The 21,712-nt window shown below is 41.2% G+C and carries 21 protein-coding genes; 4 read left to right on the top strand and 17 right to left on the bottom strand.

Annotated features, from left to right (window positions below):
* On the top strand, positions 1–180 hold a 180-nt coding region (locus G630_RS0107795), incomplete at its 5' end, for a transposase (protein ID WP_026498255.1).
* Positions 181–402: 222 nt separating this feature from the next.
* Here G630_RS0107795 and G630_RS23475 read toward each other — a convergent pair.
* The 6 genes from G630_RS23475 to G630_RS0107765 form a co-directional block, all read right to left on the bottom strand.
* The gene (locus G630_RS23475; protein WP_049946141.1) at positions 403–1,527 is read right to left on the bottom strand and encodes a helix-turn-helix domain-containing protein; all 1,125 of its coding nucleotides are present in this window, start codon (positions 1,525–1,527) and stop codon (positions 403–405) included.
* A gap of 239 nt (positions 1,528–1,766) precedes the next feature.
* Complete coding sequence (locus G630_RS0107785) at positions 1,767–2,072, bottom strand: type II toxin-antitoxin system PemK/MazF family toxin (protein ID WP_026498254.1); 306 nt, start codon at positions 2,070–2,072, stop codon at positions 1,767–1,769.
* A complete protein-coding gene (locus G630_RS0107780; protein WP_026498253.1) occupies positions 2,069–2,314 on the bottom strand; it encodes an AbrB/MazE/SpoVT family DNA-binding domain-containing protein in 246 nt (81 codons plus the stop codon). The genes G630_RS0107785 and G630_RS0107780 overlap by 4 nt, the downstream gene beginning before the upstream one ends.
* Positions 2,315–2,403: 89 nt before the next feature.
* Positions 2,404–4,146 (bottom strand): DUF4153 domain-containing protein, encoded by a 1,743-nt coding sequence (locus G630_RS0107775; protein WP_026498252.1) that lies wholly within the window; start codon positions 4,144–4,146, stop codon positions 2,404–2,406.
* Between the two features lie 105 nt (positions 4,147–4,251).
* Complete coding sequence (locus tag G630_RS0107770) at positions 4,252–4,548, bottom strand: GNAT family N-acetyltransferase (protein WP_026498251.1); 297 nt, start codon at positions 4,546–4,548, stop codon at positions 4,252–4,254.
* A gap of 98 nt (positions 4,549–4,646) precedes the next feature.
* The gene (locus G630_RS0107765) at positions 4,647–5,564 is read right to left on the bottom strand and encodes a magnesium transporter CorA family protein (RefSeq protein WP_026498250.1); all 918 of its coding nucleotides are present in this window, start codon (positions 5,562–5,564) and stop codon (positions 4,647–4,649) included.
* A gap of 300 nt (positions 5,565–5,864) precedes the next feature.
* Between G630_RS0107765 and G630_RS0107760 the strand changes: the two genes are divergently transcribed.
* Complete coding sequence (locus G630_RS0107760) at positions 5,865–6,542, top strand: leucine-rich repeat protein (RefSeq protein WP_026498249.1); 678 nt, start codon at positions 5,865–5,867, stop codon at positions 6,540–6,542.
* 85 nt (positions 6,543–6,627) lie between these two features.
* Here the strand turns inward: G630_RS0107760 and G630_RS0107755 are convergent, their stop codons facing one another.
* The 3 genes from G630_RS0107755 to G630_RS23470 form a co-directional block, all read right to left on the bottom strand.
* The gene (locus tag G630_RS0107755) at positions 6,628–7,206 is read right to left on the bottom strand and encodes a hypothetical protein (protein ID WP_026498248.1); all 579 of its coding nucleotides are present in this window, start codon (positions 7,204–7,206) and stop codon (positions 6,628–6,630) included.
* 18 nt (positions 7,207–7,224) lie between these two features.
* The gene (bglS, locus tag G630_RS25705) at positions 7,225–8,514 is read right to left on the bottom strand and encodes a beta-glucanase (RefSeq protein ID WP_044958922.1); all 1,290 of its coding nucleotides are present in this window, start codon (positions 8,512–8,514) and stop codon (positions 7,225–7,227) included.
* A gap of 136 nt (positions 8,515–8,650) precedes the next feature.
* A complete protein-coding gene (locus tag G630_RS23470) occupies positions 8,651–9,100 on the bottom strand; it encodes a cysteine hydrolase family protein (RefSeq protein ID WP_022762949.1) in 450 nt (149 codons plus the stop codon).
* A gap of 161 nt (positions 9,101–9,261) precedes the next feature.
* On the opposite strand from G630_RS23470, the gene G630_RS0107740 reads away from it, so the two are divergent.
* A complete protein-coding gene (locus tag G630_RS0107740) occupies positions 9,262–9,768 on the top strand; it encodes a hypothetical protein (protein ID WP_155831953.1) in 507 nt (168 codons plus the stop codon).
* A 53-nt stretch (positions 9,769–9,821) separates the two neighbouring features.
* Here the strand turns inward: G630_RS0107740 and G630_RS0107735 are convergent, their stop codons facing one another.
* The 6 genes from G630_RS0107735 to G630_RS0107710 all read right to left on the bottom strand — a co-directional run bounded on the left by G630_RS0107735 (position 9,822) and on the right by G630_RS0107710 (position 16,055).
* A complete protein-coding gene (locus G630_RS0107735) occupies positions 9,822–10,388 on the bottom strand; it encodes a TetR/AcrR family transcriptional regulator (protein ID WP_026498246.1) in 567 nt (188 codons plus the stop codon).
* On the bottom strand, positions 10,303–11,874 hold the full coding sequence (locus G630_RS0107730; protein ID WP_044958968.1) for a phytoene desaturase family protein: 1,572 nt from the start codon (positions 11,872–11,874) through the stop codon (positions 10,303–10,305). The genes G630_RS0107735 and G630_RS0107730 overlap by 86 nt, the downstream gene beginning before the upstream one ends.
* Positions 11,875–12,060: 186 nt before the next feature.
* Entirely contained in the window at positions 12,061–13,257 is a 1,197-nt protein-coding gene (gene coaBC / locus G630_RS0107725; RefSeq protein ID WP_026498244.1) for a bifunctional phosphopantothenoylcysteine decarboxylase/phosphopantothenate--cysteine ligase CoaBC, read from the bottom strand.
* Positions 13,193–14,074: a type III pantothenate kinase gene (locus G630_RS0107720; protein WP_026498243.1), complete on the bottom strand. Its 882-nt coding sequence runs from the start codon at positions 14,072–14,074 to the stop codon at positions 13,193–13,195. Before G630_RS0107720 ends, coaBC begins: the two co-directional genes overlap by 65 nt.
* Positions 14,075–14,100: 26 nt before the next feature.
* Positions 14,101–14,751, bottom strand: coding sequence for an ECF transporter S component (locus G630_RS21175; protein ID WP_049946140.1), 651 nt, complete (start codon positions 14,749–14,751; stop codon positions 14,101–14,103).
* A gap of 101 nt (positions 14,752–14,852) precedes the next feature.
* Entirely contained in the window at positions 14,853–16,055 is a 1,203-nt protein-coding gene (locus G630_RS0107710) for a DUF6688 domain-containing protein (protein ID WP_026498242.1), read from the bottom strand.
* Between the two features lie 167 nt (positions 16,056–16,222).
* Between G630_RS0107710 and G630_RS25330 the strand changes: the two genes are divergently transcribed.
* Positions 16,223–18,856 (top strand): leucine-rich repeat protein, encoded by a 2,634-nt coding sequence (locus G630_RS25330; protein ID WP_026498241.1) that lies wholly within the window; start codon positions 16,223–16,225, stop codon positions 18,854–18,856.
* 59 nt (positions 18,857–18,915) lie between these two features.
* On the opposite strand, the gene sfsA is transcribed toward G630_RS25330, so the two are convergent.
* Together sfsA and G630_RS23465 are read right to left on the bottom strand one after the other, a co-directional pair.
* The gene (gene sfsA / locus G630_RS0107700; RefSeq protein ID WP_022762958.1) at positions 18,916–19,578 is read right to left on the bottom strand and encodes a DNA/RNA nuclease SfsA; all 663 of its coding nucleotides are present in this window, start codon (positions 19,576–19,578) and stop codon (positions 18,916–18,918) included.
* A gap of 4 nt (positions 19,579–19,582) precedes the next feature.
* Complete coding sequence (locus G630_RS23465) at positions 19,583–21,697, bottom strand: SpoIIE family protein phosphatase (RefSeq protein ID WP_049946139.1); 2,115 nt, start codon at positions 21,695–21,697, stop codon at positions 19,583–19,585.
* Positions 21,698–21,712 lie beyond the last annotated feature (15 nt).

The raw sequence follows: 21,712 nt of genomic DNA, 5'->3' as shown, positions 1-21,712 counted from the left end.
CGTGAACATATAGAAAAATTTCTGTGGGGAGATGCTCTTTTCTGGAGCAGGAGCTATTTTTGCGCCACAACCGGATCAGTTTCACTTGAAACAGTGAAAAAATATATAGAAAGCCAGCGCACGGATGACCACAAAAGAAAATATGAAAGAACAGGACGATACAGCAAAGCGAAACGCTGAGGGCCAGCAATTCATCCCCACCGACTATGTCGGAAGGAGTTTTCTCGCTGATACATCAATAATCTCCAGCGGAGCGTTTCGCGGGATTGAACCCGTGGCCTCCGCGACTTAGTTCACTCAGATGAAAATCGGTCTGAAGCCCAAACAAAAGGACAGATTTTGAATATATGAAGTCTGTTTTTTTGTTTGGTCTTACACCGATTGTTCACGTTCCGATATAACTTACTCGTCCCCAAGCATCTTTTTATAATAATCTGACTTGGTAGTTGCATCAAATCCATCCAGTAAATACTCTGTAGGGATATATTTTTCATACTTAAGATCCATGAAGTAGTTGCAAAACAACTGCTCGCCATATATTATTCTGCCGTTACCATCAGTGAGGGCATATACAAATCCATGATAAGAATCTGCGTTTACTGCAAGAAGGTCATAGGTTTTTTCCTCTTTAACGCAGTAATATCCTACGTATTCAGTAGACTCGTACTCTCTAAGCCTCTTTACTTCTTCTGCATAGTCATCGGCTGAATAATCTACAACCAGATATCCAAGGTACTGCGCATCCCAAGGATTATAATAAACCATTTTGAAATCCGCCACATTCATATCATCTGTAATCTTATATGGCCAGATATGTTCATCCATTCCAAGCTTGGTCCATTTGTTTTCTTCATCCTTAAACGGAGCTTCATTTCTGGAAAAAGACATATATTCATTATAATGGGTGATGTCGTCATATTCTTCAATTGGCGCCAAGTGAAAGCCTACACACAAAATTCCAATGATTACATATAATACAATCACTCGCCAAAAGCCAATGATCATCCCGGCCACAGTGGCTATTTTCATGAAAAGAACCAGCTTTTTATGCTTAACTATCTTTTCCAATAACCCTGTAACATATAAAGTGATAACCCCCATTATGATCAGGGCTATAAACGATGTAAATAACGCTTCATAATTAGGTGGGTACTGCTCATCACTGGCTGCAGTTTGTAGCACAATGGATAATAATAAAACCAATACCCCTGCAAAACTTATTATCTGTATACTTCTAAGGAGCTTTCCCTTTTCTTCATTAGCATAATCAGCCATCTTAGTGGCCACATCTCTTACTTCCTTATCCATCATCTCGCTTTTTCTTTCTCCTTCAATTATTTCTCTGACATCCACATCGTAGAAATCCGCAATCTCAACCAGTAAAGAAATGTCCGGTAGATTGGTTCCATTCTCCCATCGTGATATGGTTCTGGAGCTTACATTAAAAACCTGTGCAAGCTGTTCCTGGGTCATTTCCTTTTCATGTCTTAATTCTTTTAAAAATCTTCCTGCTTTTTGCTGATCCAATAATTGATTTCCTCCTCTCCTTGGATAATTGGAGTATATGAAACCTGTCCACGTATTACCACGACACAAAGCGAGAAATGCCGTATTTTTGCACCGGACAAGGTGTGTCTAGTCCAATATTATTAAATTCATGAGTTATTATATACATAGTAAAAGCAGCGTACAATCCATAATCCGAATCATACACTGCTAATATATTCCTACTAAAGAAATCTCACTGACTCCATGTTGATTCATTTTCAGATGTAGTCAAAGATTCCTTGGATAGCGTCTGTGATATTTATAATGTCAGGATAATGTATCCTATCAATCTTTGAATAACCCCTGATATTCAAATCAAGGAGTGCCATTTTTTCACATTGCACATAACCTTCTACGTCTTCAGTTTCGATATATATATGTAAAGGTCCTGCTTCCCCTTTTTCAAAAATAGGGCATCCGATTATCTCATAAGTCTGATTAAAGAAATCCTTACTCACAATAAGAACCGGTTTCTTGATATGTTCAATCTTAAGTATATCCCCCTGATGCAATTCTTCCTTCATTCCCAAATCTCTCTTCCTACCGATTCACCCCAGTCAAATTCGCCATCTAAATGGAGCTGCCCACCATACTCTGCAGCACGTTCTTCCAGTGTTCTATGTCTAAATGGTTTAACAAGCATTATCATGCCATTAGATACCTTTACATCAAGAACATCATCAACTGAAATAGCCGCTTCCTGAAGTACCTCTTTTGGTATTCTAATTCCCTGACTATTTCCCCATGTTTTAACTTGAGCTTGCATGATCAGCGCCTCCTTTGTATATACATTGTATATCCCCGAAACAAAAAAATCAACTTATTTGTCATCCAGATTAGTACGTTCCGAGTTAATTATCTAAGAAAATATCCACCAAAACTCATATAGTGTATAGTTGTCTCTTCTGTTATCGCACCATCAACGCGGATTGATGTTGGTATAAACTTATATCCTTCTTTGGTTGTTATCTCTTTTGGAACAATAGCTCTGAGTTCATCAATTGACGCGCCTTCTTTATCCTTTTCAATAAGAGCATACGCAACATCCTCAAGATCAAGTGTAGTCAACATCTCTTCAGTATCCGGCACATAAACAAGCAGCTTAGATGGGTCTATTACCGGTCTTTCATTATCACTGTAATATTTTTGTCTGTTAAGATATGACTTGCCATAGTTCTGGTAGATAATGTAAAACTCGTCATAACTACTTACATCAAATGAATTAACACGACCATTCAGTCTTACATCTATCTGGAAAAAATCAATATCTTCTCTCCCGTCTCTCCCCTTAGATAAAAGAACTATCTGGTCCCGGGTCAGTTTTCCCTTTAGATAATTCTGACCAATGCTTCCGCCTTCTTTTGAGATTACTTTGTAAGCTTCTTTGGCCTGCATTTCATCGAAAACTGTAGCATTATCACCAAGCGCTACAAACTCTTCTATCTCAGATTTCCGGGAAAGAGTAACCACATTTCTTGCATTGGCAAATGGAGATATAAATATCACCATCACAAGAGAAGCAATCGCAAACAGCGCACAATAGGCGATATCTTTTTTGCCAAAAAATCTGATGGTATAAAGTGCAAAGTAAATAACCTCAAACACAATAAACATAATCTCCAGGTATCTGATTGTAGTAAAACCATAATCATCTATTCTGATGAACATGCATATTACCTGAAGAATAATAAATGGAATATACAGAAATGGCAAAAGACCTGCTATCTTCTTGAACAGTCCCTCTGCGCAGCCATAAGCCATTGTCCAGATTCCTATACCAAAAACAAAGAGTACGGCAAGAATCTCAAACACCTCATCAGAAGGCAATGACCTTTGAATAATGATCTTAATGATATAGAGATAGATTATCAAATAGGCAATTGAAATAATGGATACAAATACATAATTAAGGATTGCCTTACCTAACTTGCTGATATCATCTTCAGTATCGGATAAACCTGCAATTGCACAAGGGTAAGCAACAAAACCCAAAGGCAAAAGCTGAACTCTCATAATAGTATCAGAGTCCCAATCTTCAAAGATAAGTACACCAAAGAATACAGTAATAAAAAGTGAACCAATAGCCAGAATAACGTATAAAAGCTCAGACTTCATAATTCCGCAGAAAGCCTTGGCAACATACATTTCAAAGGTTTCACCACTCTTTTTGTAAAAGAAAAAGATAATAAGGCAAAGATAAAGAACAATGAGAGTCACAAAAAGACCACTCATAAAGCCTCTGGCTGTAAGATGAGTAATGTCATACAGGATTCTAACTAAATCAGTCTCATAATTGATAGCATCAATAAGCGCTGTCACTATGCCGGCAGCCATAATAACAACATAGAGAATTATCCTTTTTACACTCTTTTCCTGGTGATAAAGATGGATATTCTCACACAATAGAGCACTGATAGACGCTGCAACTAAAACACTACAGCAGCAATACAGAACCTTCTGCACATTAGAACTTAGATCAAAGCTATCACCATAAAAAATAACATTTAACAGCGTTGCCACCATAAATAATACGATAGACACAGGATGATGCGAAAAGATATTACGGAATCCCCTTTTTGTTTTCTCAAAAATTTTCATACAAACCTCCAAGTTATCCCCAAACTAAGCTATTTTAGTATATGTGAGTTGGGCCTCATCTGTAATACAATTCTTCATCGATATTTGTTGCATATTTTCCGGATTTTAGCTTTGCGAACTGTCAATTTCCCATTTTCCATCATCGATTGGGACTAGCTGCACATAACCGATATTCGTCCCTTCTTCCTTTGTAATCAGTGCATAGATAAGAGGTGCTTCAGTAGAATTATACTGTGACATTATGAACTCTATAGTTTCCTTGGCATCTTCAAGTGTCTCAAAAACTTCATCAGGGACGAATCTTCTAATGTCCTCATCCAGTGAGTTTTTATGGACATCCATCGCCATATCCATTGTCATTTCTGTTATTTTTAATCTGTCTGTTTCCAATAAAATATTCATATTTATTTCCTTGCGTAGTTATACTGAAATATTAACATCCTAAAATCCGCTTTGCGGATGATGACTCCCTCCTGCCATTCATATGCCTTTATTCCTGTTTATAGCCACTTCTTTTTCCTGAAAAATAGTAGACTGACCAGTACTATTAAAATGCTAATCGCAATAACCACAGGATATCCCCATCTCCATTCAAGCTCAGGCATATATCTAAAATTCATTCCATACCATCCAACTATAAGCGTCAAAGGAAGAAATATTGTTGTAACTACTGTAAGCACAGTCATTATCCTATTCTGTTTTATATCAAGATGGGCCTTGTAAAGATCCCTAATCTGCATGGTATAGTCCCTGATTGCTGTTGAAGTATCATGCAACCTGTCCATTCTATTAAGAAACAGCCTGAAATATCTGATATTTTCCTGCTTGAAAAAGCTGTTCTCATTTTCTTCAAACTCCTGCCCTAAATCCATAAGTTGCTCGTAATGAATCCGAAGATCCCTGATATTACTCCTTATCTCATTAACTCTGCCGGACGCAATTTTTTCATCTTCATTAAGTATGGCATTTTCCATGGCATCAAGCTCTTTGTCATAACGTTCCATGAGTCGTAGATCATCCTTCACAATCTGGTCAAGAAAATCGTAAAGAAATCTCTCAAGCGAAGGCATACGCCATTTCTTAGTGTTTTTAATCCTTTTTATCAGTTTTGCTGCAGCACCGGAATCATCGATAAATACGATTCCCTTTTCATCAAGAGCAAAGGCAAATCTGCTACTCTCTCCTGACATGTTGGTTCTGTCAGGAATTACAAATGAACCTGTAAGTGAGTCATAATTCACCTCTGCCTTTGTAGTCAGGATATCTTTATCTTCTATATCCATATCAATTCCCATATCAAATATGCCACTACAATTCCTCCATTCCTCAAATGTAAGAATTGCAACATACTGATCTTTTGCGTTCTTTATCTCTTCTGCTGTAACTTCTTCCAGCATTTCCTTAATCAAATAAAACATCGGTTTTCCCTCAACATTATGTTGTTAACTATTTTGTTCTTTATACTTTAAGATAATTTTGAACTTTCAATCTCTATTATACATAAATTGAGCTCTAAAGCATTACTGCTTCAGAGCCCGAATAATTCTATTTGTCCTTATTGTATCGCTCCTGCCACACACATGCCTCCCCACATAATAACTGCATTCTTTGGTTCATTAAATTTCTATTAAAACATCTGGTATTCGTTTAACAAGAAAAGTATAAACCGTATAATCAGATATATACTAATCATTTTCTGTTATATGAGAGGGATAAATATGGACAAAAAAAGAATGATCCTATTCAGCATTATTGCAGTGATTGCCTTTGCTCTTTGTCATGGCTCTTTCCCCGCAAATGCAAAAACCATGATGGATACCGGCACTCCGCTTTATGACCAAGCCGGTGATACATTTGAATTTGGTGGCGTGCTATATGAAATCACGTCTATCGGCTCATCCGGAGAGTATTATGGGACAACAAAAGCAATCGGAAGGGCAAAAGAAAATGACACTTCCCAAACAGTAATAGGTATTTCCAATGCTAGTTTGCGCGTATCTGAAGGAGAAGACGGATTCAAGGACTTCCAGTGCACGGAAATAGCAAAGAACGCTTTCAAGGACGATAAGCTGATATATGTACTCATTATTGACGAAAAAACCGGGGTACAGAAGATCCCGCAAGGTGCATTTTCAAACTGCCGTAAACTCACCTATGTGCATATTCATGGAAATAAGCTTCAGAAGATAGAAAAAAATGCCTTCTCAAAGTCAAAAAAAATCAGGTATCTTGGCATAACCGGCTCTTGCATCAAATCAATTGATAAGAATGCATTTAAGAAAGGAACCAAGACCATTCTTAACATACGCTCAACCAATGATATGAAATATGGAAAAAAGGTTAAGAAACTTCTTAATAAAGCAGGCATAAAAGTAAAAAAAATCTATACCTACTAGACTTTAACATCAACTAAAAAAGCATCAAACGCAGCAACGCCCCGTACCCCAGATTATTACTGAGGTTGCGGGGCATTATTGTTTTCTATTTTTGTGATAAAAATCCAATTCTACCGGTTATCACCGCTTCTATCAGAAGTATTGTTCCCACGGAGACACTGGCAGTAGAAAAATCATCCCTGAAATTAAGAAAGATAGCTATAGCAGTAAGAAAAATCGTGATGATCGCACATGCTATTTTTATCTTTTTCTGATGTCTCTCATCTTCAAAATCAACAGCATATATGACCAGTCCAAGGCTGATACATAGTGCAAGCGTGGCGATGGCAGCTCCTTTCCCTGTTCCGCCGCTCTTATATAAATACAAAAGTCCGATGAACTGTATGAAAACTGAAGCAAAGAGCGATGCCACTGTTGCTATTTTGCTGCCCAGATCACTCTTTACCTCCGGTACCATTGCAGCAAGTCTGAATACTCCCACAACATTCAGGAAAGTGCCTGCTACAAACAATATCCAGCCTAAAATACCCATACTATCAGGCATGGCAAGAAACAATGCGCAGCCTATTATGATTAGTGATATGCATAGCATTAACTCTGATAACGAAAAAGTGGGTTTATTCTTTGAATACTTTTCTTTAAGTTTTTCTAAATCGATTCCCATATACCGTATCTATTTTAATTAGTTTGCAACATCAATCCACCACATCTCATAGCTGCTGGATACGTCCTTATACTGCTCGACATTTGCGTTAGCGTCATTACTACCGTAGGCGATGTTAAGGCACTTCCCACTGTTGTGATTTATGATCTTGTAGGTGTTATTTGCAGCCGGGTAAATCTCCCACTTCTGGCTGTTGCTGCCATAATAATCCCACTGACATACGTTTCCCCCGTCCCATGTTGCTGAATCCTGGACTGTGAGAACTTTACCTGTTGAAGCAGATTTAATGATGTAATAATCGCCTTCTTTTACGAAGTACCACTTCTGATTAGCATTTCCCCTGAAGGGATACTGAAGGATATTGGTGCCGTTGTCCCTTCTGTTGCCCTGAACATCCAGTGAAAGGCAGCTTCCGGAGTTTATGAGCTTGTATGCCTTAGAACTGTCAAACATTGCACCTGATCCGGCATTATTACCGATATTGGATGACTGTGAAGGTGCAGGCTGATAACTACTGTTATTATTGCTGTTATTGTTGTTACTATTATTGTTATTGCTGCTACTGTTGTTCGAACTTCCTGTGTGAGCATCATAGGAAGCCCAGTCATAGTAAGCACTTATCCCGGTTCTTCCATCGTAGTGTCTAAGCCAGTTGTCCACTCCTGTTCCTGGCCATACGTTCATCATGATTTTTCCGGGAGTGTTCGGGATATCCCTTGTTGCAGTGTATACAGCCTTGCCATCCACATACCAGGTGATGCTTCCGGCATTCCAGTCAAAACCATAGGTATGGAAACTCTGTGATGCATCAAATCCAAGGTTGTACAAGTATTCGTGGTTACCCTGTCCGTTTGTGTAATAGTTAAACTGGACTTTCGTGGTGTCATATCCAAGAAATTCTATATCGATCTCATCCCATTTTGTACCATCACTCTCACCTGTGTAGGTAAAGAAAGAAGATACAACGCCTGAGTTCTTAATGGGTTTCATATTAACCTGGAACAGCCCGTATCCGTAGTATTTCTTTGTTCTGTACTCTCCTCCCGTGTATCCTTGCCAGTTTCTGTCGATAGTAAGCTTCATCTGGCCGTTTGCAAAGGATACATTATTTGGTGACCAGGTGCAGTCAAACATCCCGCCGTTGCTCCAGCTTGACATCTCAAACTGGCTGCTGTCGTGATAATCAAATGCCATCCCGTCGTGAGTGCCTCCCCAGGCACTTGCAGCTGTGACCGGCATTGCAGAAGCAAGAAGTCCTCCGATTGTCAGCACAGTCCCCAAAACAAGTGAAACTAGTTTCTTTCCCATAAAAACAAACACCTCCTTTTTTGATAATAATAGGCATTATCAAAAAAGGAGGATATTATATTCATGTCCAAAATATCAGAATGCTGATGTTGGATGACGGAATAATGATGATAATTTTGTGCAATAATACTAAAAATCACAAGATATTTATTCCTGCATCCTCAAGCTTTTTAAGTGTTTTCTCATACACTTTTTCATTTCGTGCTCCTACGCACTTTCTTACTATTTCCGTCTTATATCCGAGTTTTGCGGCATCCATCGCCGTTTTAGCGACGCAGGAGGTGCCGTCAACTCCTACAATCTCAAGCTCCGTTGCTTTGAGCCCTTTCAGTTTTTGTGAAAAGGCTTTTGATGAAAATGCACTCGGACTCTTCTTTTCAAAAACCAGATCCGAAACCATGAGAAGCTCATCCGAGAGGTCGTATCCGTCTCTGTTCCCGGTGAGGCCTACGTTTTTCACATAGAAGATTGGAACGTCTTCCTCTTCATGAGCCAGTTTTATCTCGTAGTTAATGTTCGATAAAAGCTTCTCATCGTATCCGCTAAGATACTTTTTCTGCATGTCAATTACAACTAATACCCTCATAAGATCCCCCTCTTATCCGGTCTTTGTACTTAATTGATACACATATTATTTATCATTGTAAAACTGTCGGGGGGAATTTACAAATTAAAAGTTCATAATCTTTGCAACGAAACCGCGGCATAAACTGTATATATTATATAATGATAAACGGAGGAAATGCTGTGAAAACGTGGATGAAGAGACATATATTGTTTGAAACATTGATTTTGATTGCCGTATTTAAGATACTTAATGACTTGCTGCAAGCTCATAAACTGCGATTCAGATTCTTTGTGATCCAGGTAGTTGTAACCCTGGCTGTTATAGGGATTATCGTTGGAATTATTCAGCTTATCAGACGACAGAATAATAAAAAGGCCCGAAGACTTGCCTATATAGCAACTACTGCAACAATTGTTTTAGGCATGTTTTATGCGTTTCTGCCCATCACTATATTCTATTTGGGTGAGCGCGAAACTACTGCATATATAGACGGGGTGAAGTATTCTGCTAACACTTCTGAGTTCCTGGACCGATTTGTGTATTACTATGAGTACAAGAACTTTTTTATCTCAGGAAATGTGCTGAAAATAAGGGATGAATATCCGGGATTCACCGGCCCCACTCCCATCAGAACCGTTTATGACGAAGACGGAAACGGAACGGTTGTTATGGGTCAGGGAGGCTGAATTTCATATTAATGCAGAAAAGAGCTGAACGATCAGCTCTTTTTGTAATGCAATCAGGGTCTGAGTATAGCCATAAGCCATTCTGAATCCGGAGTGTCAAGCGCCCTGTCCATGGTCATCTCTTCCATTATTCCCTGAAATGCAGACCAGAAGCAAAGCGCCAGCAGTTTAGGATCGCCCTTTCTGAATATCCCGGCTTTTTGGCCGTTTTTTATAATCTTTGCCGTATTGTTGATGGCTTCCACCGAATTCGCCAATTTGCGCACGTCTTCCGGCATTCCGGCACGTCTGGCCTGTGCCATCAGGACAAACATATTTGCTACGTATGCATCCTTTTTAGCATAGAGAAATAGTTCATCCAGCATCCCTTTTAGGAATATGTCTGCAGGGATTCCCTCGACAGGAGCTGTTGCCCCTGTAAACTCTTTCCCCATTACGACGAGAGCCATTAAGAGCTCTTCTTTTGATTTGAAATAGTGAAACATCAGGCCGGTGCTCATTGGAACCGCAGCCGCAATATCCGCAACTTTGGTCTCATGATACCCTTTTTCCACGAAGAGCGTCAGAGCTGTCATAAGTATTGCTTTCCTGCGTTCTTCCTTCTGTTCTTCTCTTGTCATTGGCTTCCCCTTTAAAATATCCCTTGTTTTTACAAATTCTCTGAATAGCAAACTTGCCGTTTGTCACAGCTATCGGGAGTCCTCCCGGTGAACTGTTCCACTGACCTGCAAAACAGAGATTCTTTATGCCCTTTATGTCTCCTTTTACTCTAAACGGTATTCCGTTACCTGTCGAGATAAAGCTCATGTAACTTCCATGATATGCATTGCAGTATCTCTCATAAGTGAGCGGAGTCCAGGAATCAAGGACGTGGAGATTGCCTTTGAGCTCGGGATATCCGGCCTCTAATCTCTCAGTTACCTCTTTCACCAAAGCTTCCTTAACTTCTTTATATTCCTCTTTGGGAAGGCTCTTCCAGTATTCAAAATCGGCATCGCTCTGGAAAAAGCTGGTCTGAAGTACCTGTTTTCCATCCTTCACAAACTTCGGATCATAACCATACACTTTGACATACATACGGTCTAACGTTCTTGCGCCAATCTTAAGAGGCTCAATATCGATAAATACGGTTTCTCCGGGATTAAAATCCTTATTTACGGTATACGCAACCTGGAATCCGCTTGTGACAGGAAATGCTTCGCGGTTATCGTATGCTTTTTTCAGTGCTTTTGGTATATACTTGCTGTCGATCATTTTGCCAAACAGAAGATTTGTATCAACGGTTGCTATGAAATAATCGCCGGTTACCTTCATTCCGTCGTCAAGAATCATAGCAGCGGCACGCCTTTTCTCAACCAGAATCCTGTCTACAGCCTTGTTATAGTAGATCTTGCCGCCAAGCTCCTTGTATCTCTTCTCCATTCGAATCGACATCTCCAGAGATGCCCCCATTGGTATGTCACCGTTACCATCAGCGATGGATGCATAGGATACAAACAGTGATTCTGCACTGTATTCCTTGGGAAGATAATCACACATAAGCTTCTGAATCAAGGGAGACTTGAAGCGTTTGCTGTAGTCTTCCAGAGATTCCTGCCCAAGATCCTTGATAACCTTCATAAAATCGCCCATGGATTTTCCAAGTCTGATGTAATCTCCGATGCTGAACATGTCCATCGGTTTATCTGCCGGAACCTGACATTGCTTGGAGTATTCCACATATTCGATAAATTTATTTATTTCATCAGCATCTTCCGGAGAAAGCTCTGTAAGCTCTCTTCTTGTTCTCTCAAGATCTGCCCAGAGTGTCGCCTTTTGTCCACCAAGACATGAGGTATAAAAGGACTCGAGATGAACGTACTTAGTATTATCCGAAATGGCTCCGACAGTCTCCCATACGTCGTACAACTCTGTTCCCTTCTTGGTTCCTGTGAGCCAGTGAATACAGTTATCTATATGAAAGCCTTCTCTGTTCCATCCTGTGCATTCTCCGCCGGGTGTGGAATTCTTCTCATATATTTCTGCTTCAAAACCTGCAAGTCTTGCATAAATACCTGCAGAAAGTCCTGCAATTCCCCCACCGATTATTACTACTTTTTTCTGCATACCCATAATTGATCTCCTGTTTTGTTGAATTAATATTCATTGAATGTATATTCAATATAAATCTTTCAATCATATTTGTCAACTTGTTTTTTACATAAAATAACACATAAAAAAACAAGCCTCACATATGCACTAATATTGGCTTGTTTTACACGATATTGACTTTACTAATTGTTATGCGCCTTTTTATCGCATTTTTGTAAGTTCATCAAGAATGCAGTTTGCTGCGCTATCCTTGCTCATAAGAGGAAGCTCTGTCTCGCTGTCCTTGGTGATAAGCGTAATAACGTTGGTATCAACGCCAAAGCCTGCGCCGGCAACCTTGAGATTATTTGCACAGATCATGTCGAGATTCTTTTTTGCAAGCTTTTTCCTGGAATTCTCGAGCATATTCTCGGTTTCCATTGAAAAGCCACATAGAATCTGACGCTCACCTTTGTGCTCTCCGAGCCATTTTAAGATATCTTCCGTTCTTTTAAGCGGTATGGAGAGATCACTGTCATTATCATTTTTCTTAATCTTGTTATCTGCTACCGTTTCGGGTGTGTAGTCCGCAACTGCAGCCGCTTTTATAATGATATCCTGTTCCTTTGCCCTGGAAGTTACTTCGTCAAACATATCCTTAGCGGAAGTTATCGGAACCACATTTACATAGGCCGGAACCTGAATATCCGTAGGTCCCAGAACAAGTGTGACATCGGCGCCTCTGCCTGCCGCAGCCTTTGCAAGAGCAATTCCCATCTTGCCTGTTGAATGATTGGTTATATATCTGACGGGATCTATTGCTTCTCTTGTGGGGCCTGCAGTCACAAGGACCTTGATTCCTTCCATATCCTTAGGCGCTGCAATTTCATGAATGATGGCATCCACAATATTTGCAGGCTCTTCCATTCTTCCTTTTCCCACAGTGCCGCAGGCAAGGTAACCCTCGTCGGGTTCTACAATAATATATCCGAAGTCCTTAAGAGTTTGAAGATTGCGCTGTGTCACAGGATTTTCGTACATATGTGTATTCATAGCAGGTGCTATTATTTTCTTACAGGTGCAGGCAAGGGCTGTGGTTGTGAGCATATCGTCTGCTATTCCGGCAGCAAGCTTTGCTATGCAGTTTGCTGTAGCGGGCGCGATAACAAGAATATCTGCCTTGTCTGCCAGGGCGATATGTTCCACCTCCCACGGATGATTCCTGTCAAAGGTGTCCGTGACGCATCTGTTGTGTGTCAAAGCTTCAAAAGTAAGCGGCGCAATAAATTCCGTGGCGTTTTTGGTCATTACAACATCCACGTTTGCGTGCTGCTTTATGAGCTTTGATGCCAGATCAGCCGACTTGTAAGCCGCGATCCCCCCTGTAACTCCTAATAGAATATTTTTTCCTGATAGCATGATCTACTTCACTTTCATAACTGCTTGCATTAAGTTCAAATATGGCATTAAGTCCCCGTAAAAGAAGGTCCTTTTCATAGCAGACTTCCCGATTTATCCAGGGAATAATAAGGCTTCCAAGGCCTCCCGTGATTACAAGTGCCATATTATCCAGTTTGTAATCGGCGCTGATTCGCTCTGCTGCGCCCGAAATCATCATTCCGGCTCCGGCTACAGCTCCGCTCATCATGTTTGAGGCGGTGTCTGTTCCCAGAATCTCGGTCACTTCTCCCGCAGACAGCTGTGGAAGCTGTGCAGTCCGCATAGCCTCTGCATCTAGTGACAGCTGCACTCCGGGAGCTATCATTCCGCCGATAAGTTTTCCATTTTCATCTGCTACGGTGATTGTGGAGCAGGTTCCAAGGTCGCAGACCATGACCGGTCTGTCCTTAAACATCGACTTTGCTGCGGATAAATCCACGATTCTGTCTGCACCGATTTTACCCTTGCTGTAATTCGAGATATCTATTCCGGTTATGAGTTTGTCACTCATAAGAAGCGGCTTCGTTCCGGTTATCTCCTCCATTGCATAAAGAGTGACTTCGTTTATCTCGGGCACCACCGAAGAGAGAATCGCCCCCCTGAAGGGAGCTTCCTCATACTCTGCTTCTATTTGGTCAAGATAATCCTGTAAAAGGCCGCCAAGAGCCTTCGTTATCTCTTTTTTGCCATAGTCTCTTATAGTCGCGATTCTTCCGGTGAATTCCGGCTCGCCATTATTCAAAACTCCGGCAACTATGCTTGAATTACCTATATCAACAGTCAAAATCCTGCTCATAATAATTACACCTGCTATTTATGTGCTTATGCTCTGTGAAGAACCTTTGAGAGCACCATTCCTACAGTACCGGCAAGGATGCAGCCAATGCATGCTTCCACTGTTGCCTGAACACCAACCATTGCAATTACAAATGCAAAGGGATTGGTTGCATTGTAGTTACTTACAAGACCCTGTACATAGTCTGTGTTGTAGAAGAACAGGCAGAGTGATGTCATGAAAAATACTGTGTTGAATAAGGGCATAAGTGCGCCTGTAATATAATATGATGCGTTTGTGAGTTTTCCTCTGTGGATAAGCTTGTAAATGCCGCTTACAACAGCTGCATCAAGAAATCTTGCTACTATAGCTGTGAAAAATACACCGAAGGGATTAATAGTAAAAAGTGTTGAGAGCATTCCGCTTGCACCTGTGAGTGCGCCAACAAAGCTGTTAATACCGAAAGCAAGACCGCAGATCATGCCTGCAGCAGGTCCGATAAGCATTGTTGCCAGTGCAACGGGAACGGTAACAATAGAAATCTTAAGAAGCGGTGTAGGAATTGTCCCTAAAAATGTGTTGCCCATAATAAGAACAACTGCGATCATAAGGGCAGTCTCCACCATGTAACGTGTTGCGTGACTCAGTCCGAATGACTCCTCTGCAGTCTTACGGCCAAGTGTCTTTGTGTTTTCCATATTTAATTCTCCTTTTGACAAAAAAGCTACCGTTTCGGATCATTCCGAATACAGTGCAACTGTAATATATCAGCTTGCCAGACGGATTGCAATACATATTTTTATGCCTGTTTTAAAGGCGTTTTATCCCCCATATACTGCACTGCTATCCTGTTCTCCGGATGGACATCAACCATGTATATTACTATAAGGAAGAACCACTCCAGGGGTTTCATAATAAAATACACCACGTCCGCAATCCATCTGCTTTTAATAAGCCTTGCAACCGGGAATCCGTACTTATCATAAAAAGCGCGGACAGCCCTGTGAAGGTGCGGAGTTTTTTCCTCCAAAATCTGTTCGAAGGCATTGGCTATGCAAAGCTGTCTGTTTACCGTAACCTCATGTCCGTGGCGGATTCCCTTGCGGATAGGCTTTACAACCCTGCGGTGTCCTCCGGCAGCTACTGTACACAGATAATGTTCGTCGTAATAGATGTTCTGCGGCGATATTTTCGTTGAAAGATTCCACTGACTGGTCTCTGTCCAGGCTTTAATTACGGAATCCGGCGCCTGGCCGAATAAATACAGTATCGCTATCAGGATTCCGAGGAGCGGAATCATAAGGAAAATTGCGAAAAACGGCCATAAGATAACATTCTTCAGGATAGTATCAGAAGTTTTCAAAACAGGATTTTGCTCCAATTTACTTGTATCGAAACGGTTGTCATTCCATTCATAAATCTTCTCAACTATCGTGCGGGCTGTGATAAGTATACAGCAGGCTGGAAGCGGAAAGAGATACACATCCATCTCGTCACCAACACCGAATACCTGCACAGTCAGGATGATAAGCTGAATTATACCAAGGTACATGGCAGCCATTGACAATACCGCAACAAGGGGCGGTAATTCGTTAAGAGGCGTATATTGAAGGATAATATAGCCCAAAATTGCAAGAAGAAAAATAATCATAACGGTTACTACTGCGCCTGTATAAATAGGTGTATGACGCTGAGCGTTGTGAAGTTGCTCCGGCCAATCATACCAGGTTGCATTTTTTATCTCCCCTATATAGAGCCACTCGTAAGTTGGCCCAATGATGAGAACAAAGGCGTCAAATACCCTGGAAACAATAATTTTCACTTTATTAATTGAAATAATAAAGCAGATAAATTCATCAATAACCAAAAATACAGGGAATATGAAAATCGGCCCTAACAGTATTCCACCTCTCCTCGCAAAAACTATTCCTATCAGCACGGGTGCAATCAGTGTTATCCATATTGAATGCTTATTAAATAAAGAAAACGGCTTATTTTCCATGACAACTCCTCCAAGTTCACTTTGGGGCTATTATCCTATTTAATGGCCCCGTCTAAATATATTACAGCTGAAAGGGCTTAAAAGTTGCATATTTTTTGAGTTTTTTTAAAAACATGTGTTATAATCTCATGCGTGGTATGAAAAATTATTAAAGGGGAACTAATAATATGAAAAGAAAAAAGCATCTTTTGGTCATCACAGTCATACTGTGTCTATTTTTTAATGCATTCGCAGCAATTACTTCCAGAGCAGAATCAGAACTCCTAACCGGAGAAGAACTCTCGCCTGAAGCGACTTTTAGTGCTGAAGATGAAGTCAGTGCCGGAAATGCGGAAGAAACACAGCAGGAATCATCAGAGGAACCAAATCCCGGTGCCGATAATCCATCCGAATCCGAATCAGATGAAACACGTAGCGAAGAAAATGCTGATTCCATACCGGATGATACCGGGGTTTCGGCTGAAGACCCTGAAGCAGGAATTGAAATGCTGCTTCCTATGGAAACCGAAGAGTTAACCGCACTTGGCAGTGCTTTTTCATCAGAGTACGACAGCTTAAATGACCTTCTTGCAGCTGATATTCCCGTGGGAACAGTTGTAAGCGTCAAAGGCTACGCTTCCGCAGGAGATGGCGGTGCTGCATCATATCAGATAACAGATAGCGCTCCGGATAAAAACATTTTTTATACAAAAATGAAGAACAAAAAATATGCACAGCTCATATTGACCGATACGATCAATGTGGCGCAGGTAGGAATTTTCCCGACTACCGACATATCGGAGCGTCTGAACTTACTTATTACATCATCGGTTGCCAGCGGCGTGGTTTCGACCATCCAGTTCAACGACGGCGTTTATACTCTTGATAAAACTATATACTTGAAATCCTTGAATTACAAAGGAACAGGGAATACCACTTTGAGTGTCAGCAAATCCTATAGATCCGGGTCCAACAGGATAATGTACACGGTTCCGGGTGAGACTAGTCCGACCTTTTCTCTTACATTTTCGGACATCAATTTTTACATGGAAACCACCAAAGATCATCCGCTCAAAGATAAACAGGTAGTCATTCTCAGCCTTTCCGAAATTGACGGTTGTAAGATCACAAACTGCAATTTCTATGCCGCTCCCGCCAAGAAAAACGGGGGATTCATGCAAGTGGATCTGGTGTGGTTCAAGCACAGCAGAAAGCTGAATGACGTTGAGGTAAGCAACTGCTCTTTCCGCAACCTTACCGGCATGGGCTATGAGGGTAACATAACAGATACTTTGGTCGGCGGTTGTCTGTGGTTCTGTGGTAAAGAAAATACGCTGGATTCAACTCTTGAGAATTTAAGTGTGCACGACTGCGATTTTGAAACTACGCTCACTGATGAAATACTGGCTTTTTGGCGCGGTAACTACAGAAATATCAGTGTATACAATTGTAACTTCAAAAACCATACTCATGACTGCCACAACATTTTTACATTATTTAATGGTTCCTTTAAGGACACCAGCATAAAGAACTGCACATTTAATCTGTCAGCAGCCTGCGTCAGAGTTTGTAAGGTTATGCGACTTGCAGGTGAAACGGAAGTTGTTTTTGACGGAATTACTTTCGATCTCGACTCCGGAGTAACTGACACAAAAAGAAATTCCAGCATTTTCTTCACAGGCCCCGATTCAGAGGAGACTACGGGTGAATATCCCGCAAATGTGACAGTTAAGAACTGCATCACTAACAGCAAAAACGGTACAGTATACAGAACCTTCCTGGATGTTCCGGAGACTTCACTCAAAACCTATAACGTATCGGATTGCACACTCGAAATGCCCTTTACGACAGGTGTTCTCTCCATGAAAAAGGGCAAAAAGAACACCATAAATATATCGTCATGTGTTATAAATACCAACGATTATCTTACAAGCTTAACTCAGACAGAGGCATGTAGGGTTTCATTTTGTAATAACACCATCAAAAACAAAATAAACGCAGGCATTTATAATTCCGCAAGCCTTTTCTACAAGTTTTCGGGCAATACCTGCACATATGCTGAAAAAGGAACCGTGTTGTCCTGTAAGAATCTATCCAAAGAGGATTTTGTAGTGCTTTACAATGAAGGCAACAACTATCCTTCCGGCACAAAAATAAATGAGTTTTATATAAACAATAAGCTCAAAGCTGATGATATCGTAGTAAGAACGCAGGATCCTGACGGCGCTGAGTTCTACACATTGACAAATACTAAGCCTGAGGATTTCGTTGCTCCTAATACAAATCAGCCCGCTCCTTCTGAGGATCCCGCAAATCAGGCTACTCCCGAAGATCCGGCAACCCAGACTGCACCCGAGGATAACGGCTCAGGTCAGACTTCCTCCGCTCAGGTGAATTCAGAGCCTGCTCATCCCTCTGAGTTTACGGTTACAGTGGATGATATCACTTACACCATCGGAAGCGATGGAAATGCTACAGTCGATAAGATTGGCAAGAGAAAGAAGGCTTCCCTCAACAATGTTACTGTTGACGGAATCACCTATCCGGTAACCAAGATTGCAGCTAAAGCCTGCAAAGGAAACGACACGATTAAGAAGGTTGTTATCGGAAAAAATGTCAGATCTATAGGCAAGAATGCATTTAAAGGATGCTCAAACCTTAAGAAGATTACGATTAAAGCCAATAAGCATCTTAAGATCGGCGCCGGTGCATTTAAGAAGCTTCCGGAAGATTCAAAGATAAAAATAAAAGGTGTATCCGGTAAGACAAAGAGCAGAATTACAAAGGCTGTCGCTAAGAGAACAAACGCAGAAGTGGAATAAAAGAAGTAGAAAGAACAACCCGTGTCAAAAGGCACGGGTTGTATTTTCATAGCAAATATTTAATTTACAATACTAATTCTATCTGCCTCAACATGGCAGCTGTGGCATACGACTTCCACGCCTGCCTTTTTTGCGGCTTCCAGCGCTTTTTCAAATTCAGGCTGAGTCTTGTCGTTTGGAAGCACAGTATATATGCCGTTCATTTGAATAACAAATGCTATTGTGCAATGATATCCCTTCTTTACCGCTTCTGCCAGCTCCTGAAGATGCTTGATTCCGCGCTCTGTCGGCGCATCCGGGAAATAACCCACTCCGCTTTTTTGATCATAGGAAAGTGTACAGCCCTTAACTTCCGTAAGGTATTTCTCGCCATCTTTTTCCATATAAAAATCAAATCTGGAATTCCCGTAAGTATATTCAGCTTTCACATAGTCATATCGCGGCTCAAGGTACTGCTTCATGAGCTTGTTCGGAACAAGACTGTCGACGTTAATCCACTCGAACTCCGGTCTGTAGACGGAAATCAGGTCATACTTCGTCTTCCTTCCGGGATCATCGGATTTTTGAAGCGTCACCTCGGCATTTTCCAGGAGGAGCTCTCCGAGGCGACCGGTATTCTTAACATGTACCGTCTCCCTGTGTCCATCAACCAGGACTTCTGCCGTGAAGCGGTTATTTCGTTTTATAAAAAGTGCGGACACGGTATTTTCATATATAATCATAAAATCAATTAAACTCCAAACACAGCATAGTCAGATCATCAAACTGCTCTGCTTCTCCGACAAATTCACTTATATCGGCTCTTACAGTCTTAACTATCTGCTGCGGAGAAACGTCCGGATCCTTGTTAAGTGCCTCTATCATGCGGGATGTTCCATACATCTTGTTATTTATATCTGTGGCCTCTGCCACACCGTCAGTGTACAGGAACAGCTTATCTCCGTGGCCGATTTCTATCTGATATTCTTTGTATTTGATTCCTTCCATTCCACCGATTACAAATCCGTGCTTATCCTTGAAAAGCTCGAATTTACCGTCCTTTCGCATAATGGCGGGATATTCGTGCCCGGCATTTGCACAGGAAATTATTCCGGTAGAAATCTCCAGAATACCGAACCAGACTGTGACAAACATATCCGTCTTATTGTTGCTGGTGAGGGCTTCGTTCATCCTATTCAGAGCTTCCGCGGCCGATTTTCCAAGCATAGCGCAGCTCTGAAGAATTACCTTGGAAATCATCATGTACAGTGCGGCCGGTATACCTTTACCGGAAACATCTGCCATAACCAATCCCAAATGGTCATCATCTATCAGGAAAAAGTCGTAGAAATCACCACCGACCTCCCTTGCGGGTTCCATCATTGCATAAATATCGAATTCCCTTCGGTCCGGGAAGGGCGGGAAATCATGGGGCAATATACTTGCCTGAATCTCGGTAGCAAGGGCAAGCTCTACTCCTATTCTCTCCTTCTCAGCTGTCGCCGCCTGAATATCGACAATATATTTCTTCATCCTCTCAGTCATAAACCCAAAAGATGTGGCCAGCTCCTGTATCTCATCGCCAGTGTCCTCGGTCCATTCGAAATCGAGCTGATCTCCTTCAATTGCCCGAACCTTAGCCGTAAGCTCCTCTACAGGCTTCACCAGCTGTCTGCTGAGCATATTTGAAATAACTACCGTTATTAGTGCAATGACAACAATGAAGGCAAGAACAGTGGTTAACGCCGTTCTGAGAACCTTTTGCACTTCCGTAAGTTCCATGATTCGATTAATATTCAAAGAATTCAAAAGACTTTCTTTGGGTGCAAGGACGGTACTTTCCGGAACAATGGATATCAGCGACCATCCTACAACTTTAATGGGGGAATACGCCAGATAGCATTTTTTCCCGTTGATCTCCAATAGTTCGAGACCTCTCTCTCCGGAAATTGCCTTCTCTGAGAGCTTTTTGAGAGAGCTGTCTTTTTTCCCTTCTCCAAGAATTGTCTGTGTCTTGAGATCCCCTTCGTCTTGTGAGGAAAAGATGATCATCCCATGTTCGTCAATAATGCAGGAATTTCCCTGATCACTTATACGGGCATTCATCATTACCGATTCTATTCCCTCAAGATAAATACCTGCGCCGGCAGCTCCCACAAATTCACCGTCTCTGTAAATCGGTGAACCGCACATTATTGCCAGCTTTTTGGTATCATAGTCCTCTTTTATCTCGGAAAAGCTGGTTCTCCGTGCATTTTTTGCCGCCAGGTACCAGGGCCTTTGTCTGGGGTCAAAGCTGGCATAATTGCCGTCTTTATCCCATCTCTCAGGAAGTACCGGCCCTGCAAGCAGCATTAAACCTGTCTCCGTACCTATATTGGTTGCTCCAAGTTCTGGAAATTGTCCGTACATGGCAAGAAGACTTCCCTGCATATTAGCCAAAAGGGAAATCTCTTCTTTTACGCTCGGACTGTTCGGGTCAACTTCCTCTGAAAAGAGAAACTGCCCCATGCTTTTTCCGATATCTGACTTTTCGGGTATTTTAACTACAGATGAACCGTATCTTTCAGGATGAGAGTACATATCAGTAGCGGCATCCGCCATGATGGTTACGGTTCCTGCGAAATTTTCAAGATTATCATTAACAATATAGGAACACCCACGAGTAGTGGCACTGAGCTGCTGCAAAAGTTGATCACGCATCGCCTTATCGGAGTATTCATCAACCTGATTCCCTGATTTCTCTGCGTTCTGTATCAGTATAGTTCTGACTCTGAAAATCATTTGTACTGTCAAAAGTACAACTAATGCCAATAATAATGAAGAAACTATCATCATTATTCTCATTATCTTTTTTTTCATAAAATCTTATCTCCC

Source organism: Butyrivibrio sp. WCD2001 (assembly GCF_000424485.1).
Lineage (GTDB): Bacteria > Bacillota > Clostridia > Lachnospirales > Lachnospiraceae > Butyrivibrio.
Note: the sequence above shows the minus strand (reverse complement) of the source record. Positions and strands in the feature narration are given on the sequence as shown.

What these genes read in the sequence shown, in the direction of transcription:
- G630_RS0107785 (WP_026498254.1), bottom strand. Translation starts at nt 2,072, where the DNA reads ATGAAGGAAGAATTGCATCAGGGGGATATACTTAAGATTGAACATATC.
- G630_RS0107780 (WP_026498253.1), bottom strand. Translation starts at nt 2,314, where the DNA reads ATGCAAGCTCAAGTTAAAACATGGGGAAATAGTCAGGGAATTAGAATA.
- G630_RS0107775 (WP_026498252.1), bottom strand. Translation starts at nt 4,146, where the DNA reads ATGAAAATTTTTGAGAAAACAAAAAGGGGATTCCGTAATATCTTTTCG.
- G630_RS0107770 (WP_026498251.1), bottom strand. Translation starts at nt 4,548, where the DNA reads ATGAATATTTTATTGGAAACAGACAGATTAAAAATAACAGAAATGACA.
- G630_RS0107765 (WP_026498250.1), bottom strand. Translation starts at nt 5,564, where the DNA reads ATGTTTTATTTGATTAAGGAAATGCTGGAAGAAGTTACAGCAGAAGAG.
- G630_RS0107760 (WP_026498249.1), top strand. Translation starts at nt 5,865, where the DNA reads ATGGACAAAAAAAGAATGATCCTATTCAGCATTATTGCAGTGATTGCC.
- G630_RS0107755 (WP_026498248.1), bottom strand. Translation starts at nt 7,206, where the DNA reads ATGGGAATCGATTTAGAAAAACTTAAAGAAAAGTATTCAAAGAATAAA.
- bglS (WP_044958922.1), bottom strand. Translation starts at nt 8,514, where the DNA reads ATGGGAAAGAAACTAGTTTCACTTGTTTTGGGGACTGTGCTGACAATC.
- G630_RS23470 (WP_022762949.1), bottom strand. Translation starts at nt 9,100, where the DNA reads ATGAGGGTATTAGTTGTAATTGACATGCAGAAAAAGTATCTTAGCGGA.
- G630_RS0107735 (WP_026498246.1), bottom strand. Translation starts at nt 10,388, where the DNA reads ATGACAAGAGAAGAACAGAAGGAAGAACGCAGGAAAGCAATACTTATG.
- G630_RS0107730 (WP_044958968.1), bottom strand. Translation starts at nt 11,874, where the DNA reads ATGCAGAAAAAAGTAGTAATAATCGGTGGGGGAATTGCAGGACTTTCT.
- coaBC (WP_026498244.1), bottom strand. Translation starts at nt 13,257, where the DNA reads ATGCTATCAGGAAAAAATATTCTATTAGGAGTTACAGGGGGGATCGCG.
- G630_RS0107720 (WP_026498243.1), bottom strand. Translation starts at nt 14,074, where the DNA reads ATGAGCAGGATTTTGACTGTTGATATAGGTAATTCAAGCATAGTTGCC.
- G630_RS21175 (WP_049946140.1), bottom strand. Translation starts at nt 14,751, where the DNA reads ATGGAAAACACAAAGACACTTGGCCGTAAGACTGCAGAGGAGTCATTC.
- G630_RS0107710 (WP_026498242.1), bottom strand. Translation starts at nt 16,055, where the DNA reads ATGGAAAATAAGCCGTTTTCTTTATTTAATAAGCATTCAATATGGATA.
- G630_RS25330 (WP_026498241.1), top strand. Translation starts at nt 16,223, where the DNA reads ATGAAAAGAAAAAAGCATCTTTTGGTCATCACAGTCATACTGTGTCTA.
- sfsA (WP_022762958.1), bottom strand. Translation starts at nt 19,578, where the DNA reads ATGATTATATATGAAAATACCGTGTCCGCACTTTTTATAAAACGAAAT.
- G630_RS23465 (WP_049946139.1), bottom strand. Translation starts at nt 21,697, where the DNA reads ATGAAAAAAAAGATAATGAGAATAATGATGATAGTTTCTTCATTATTA.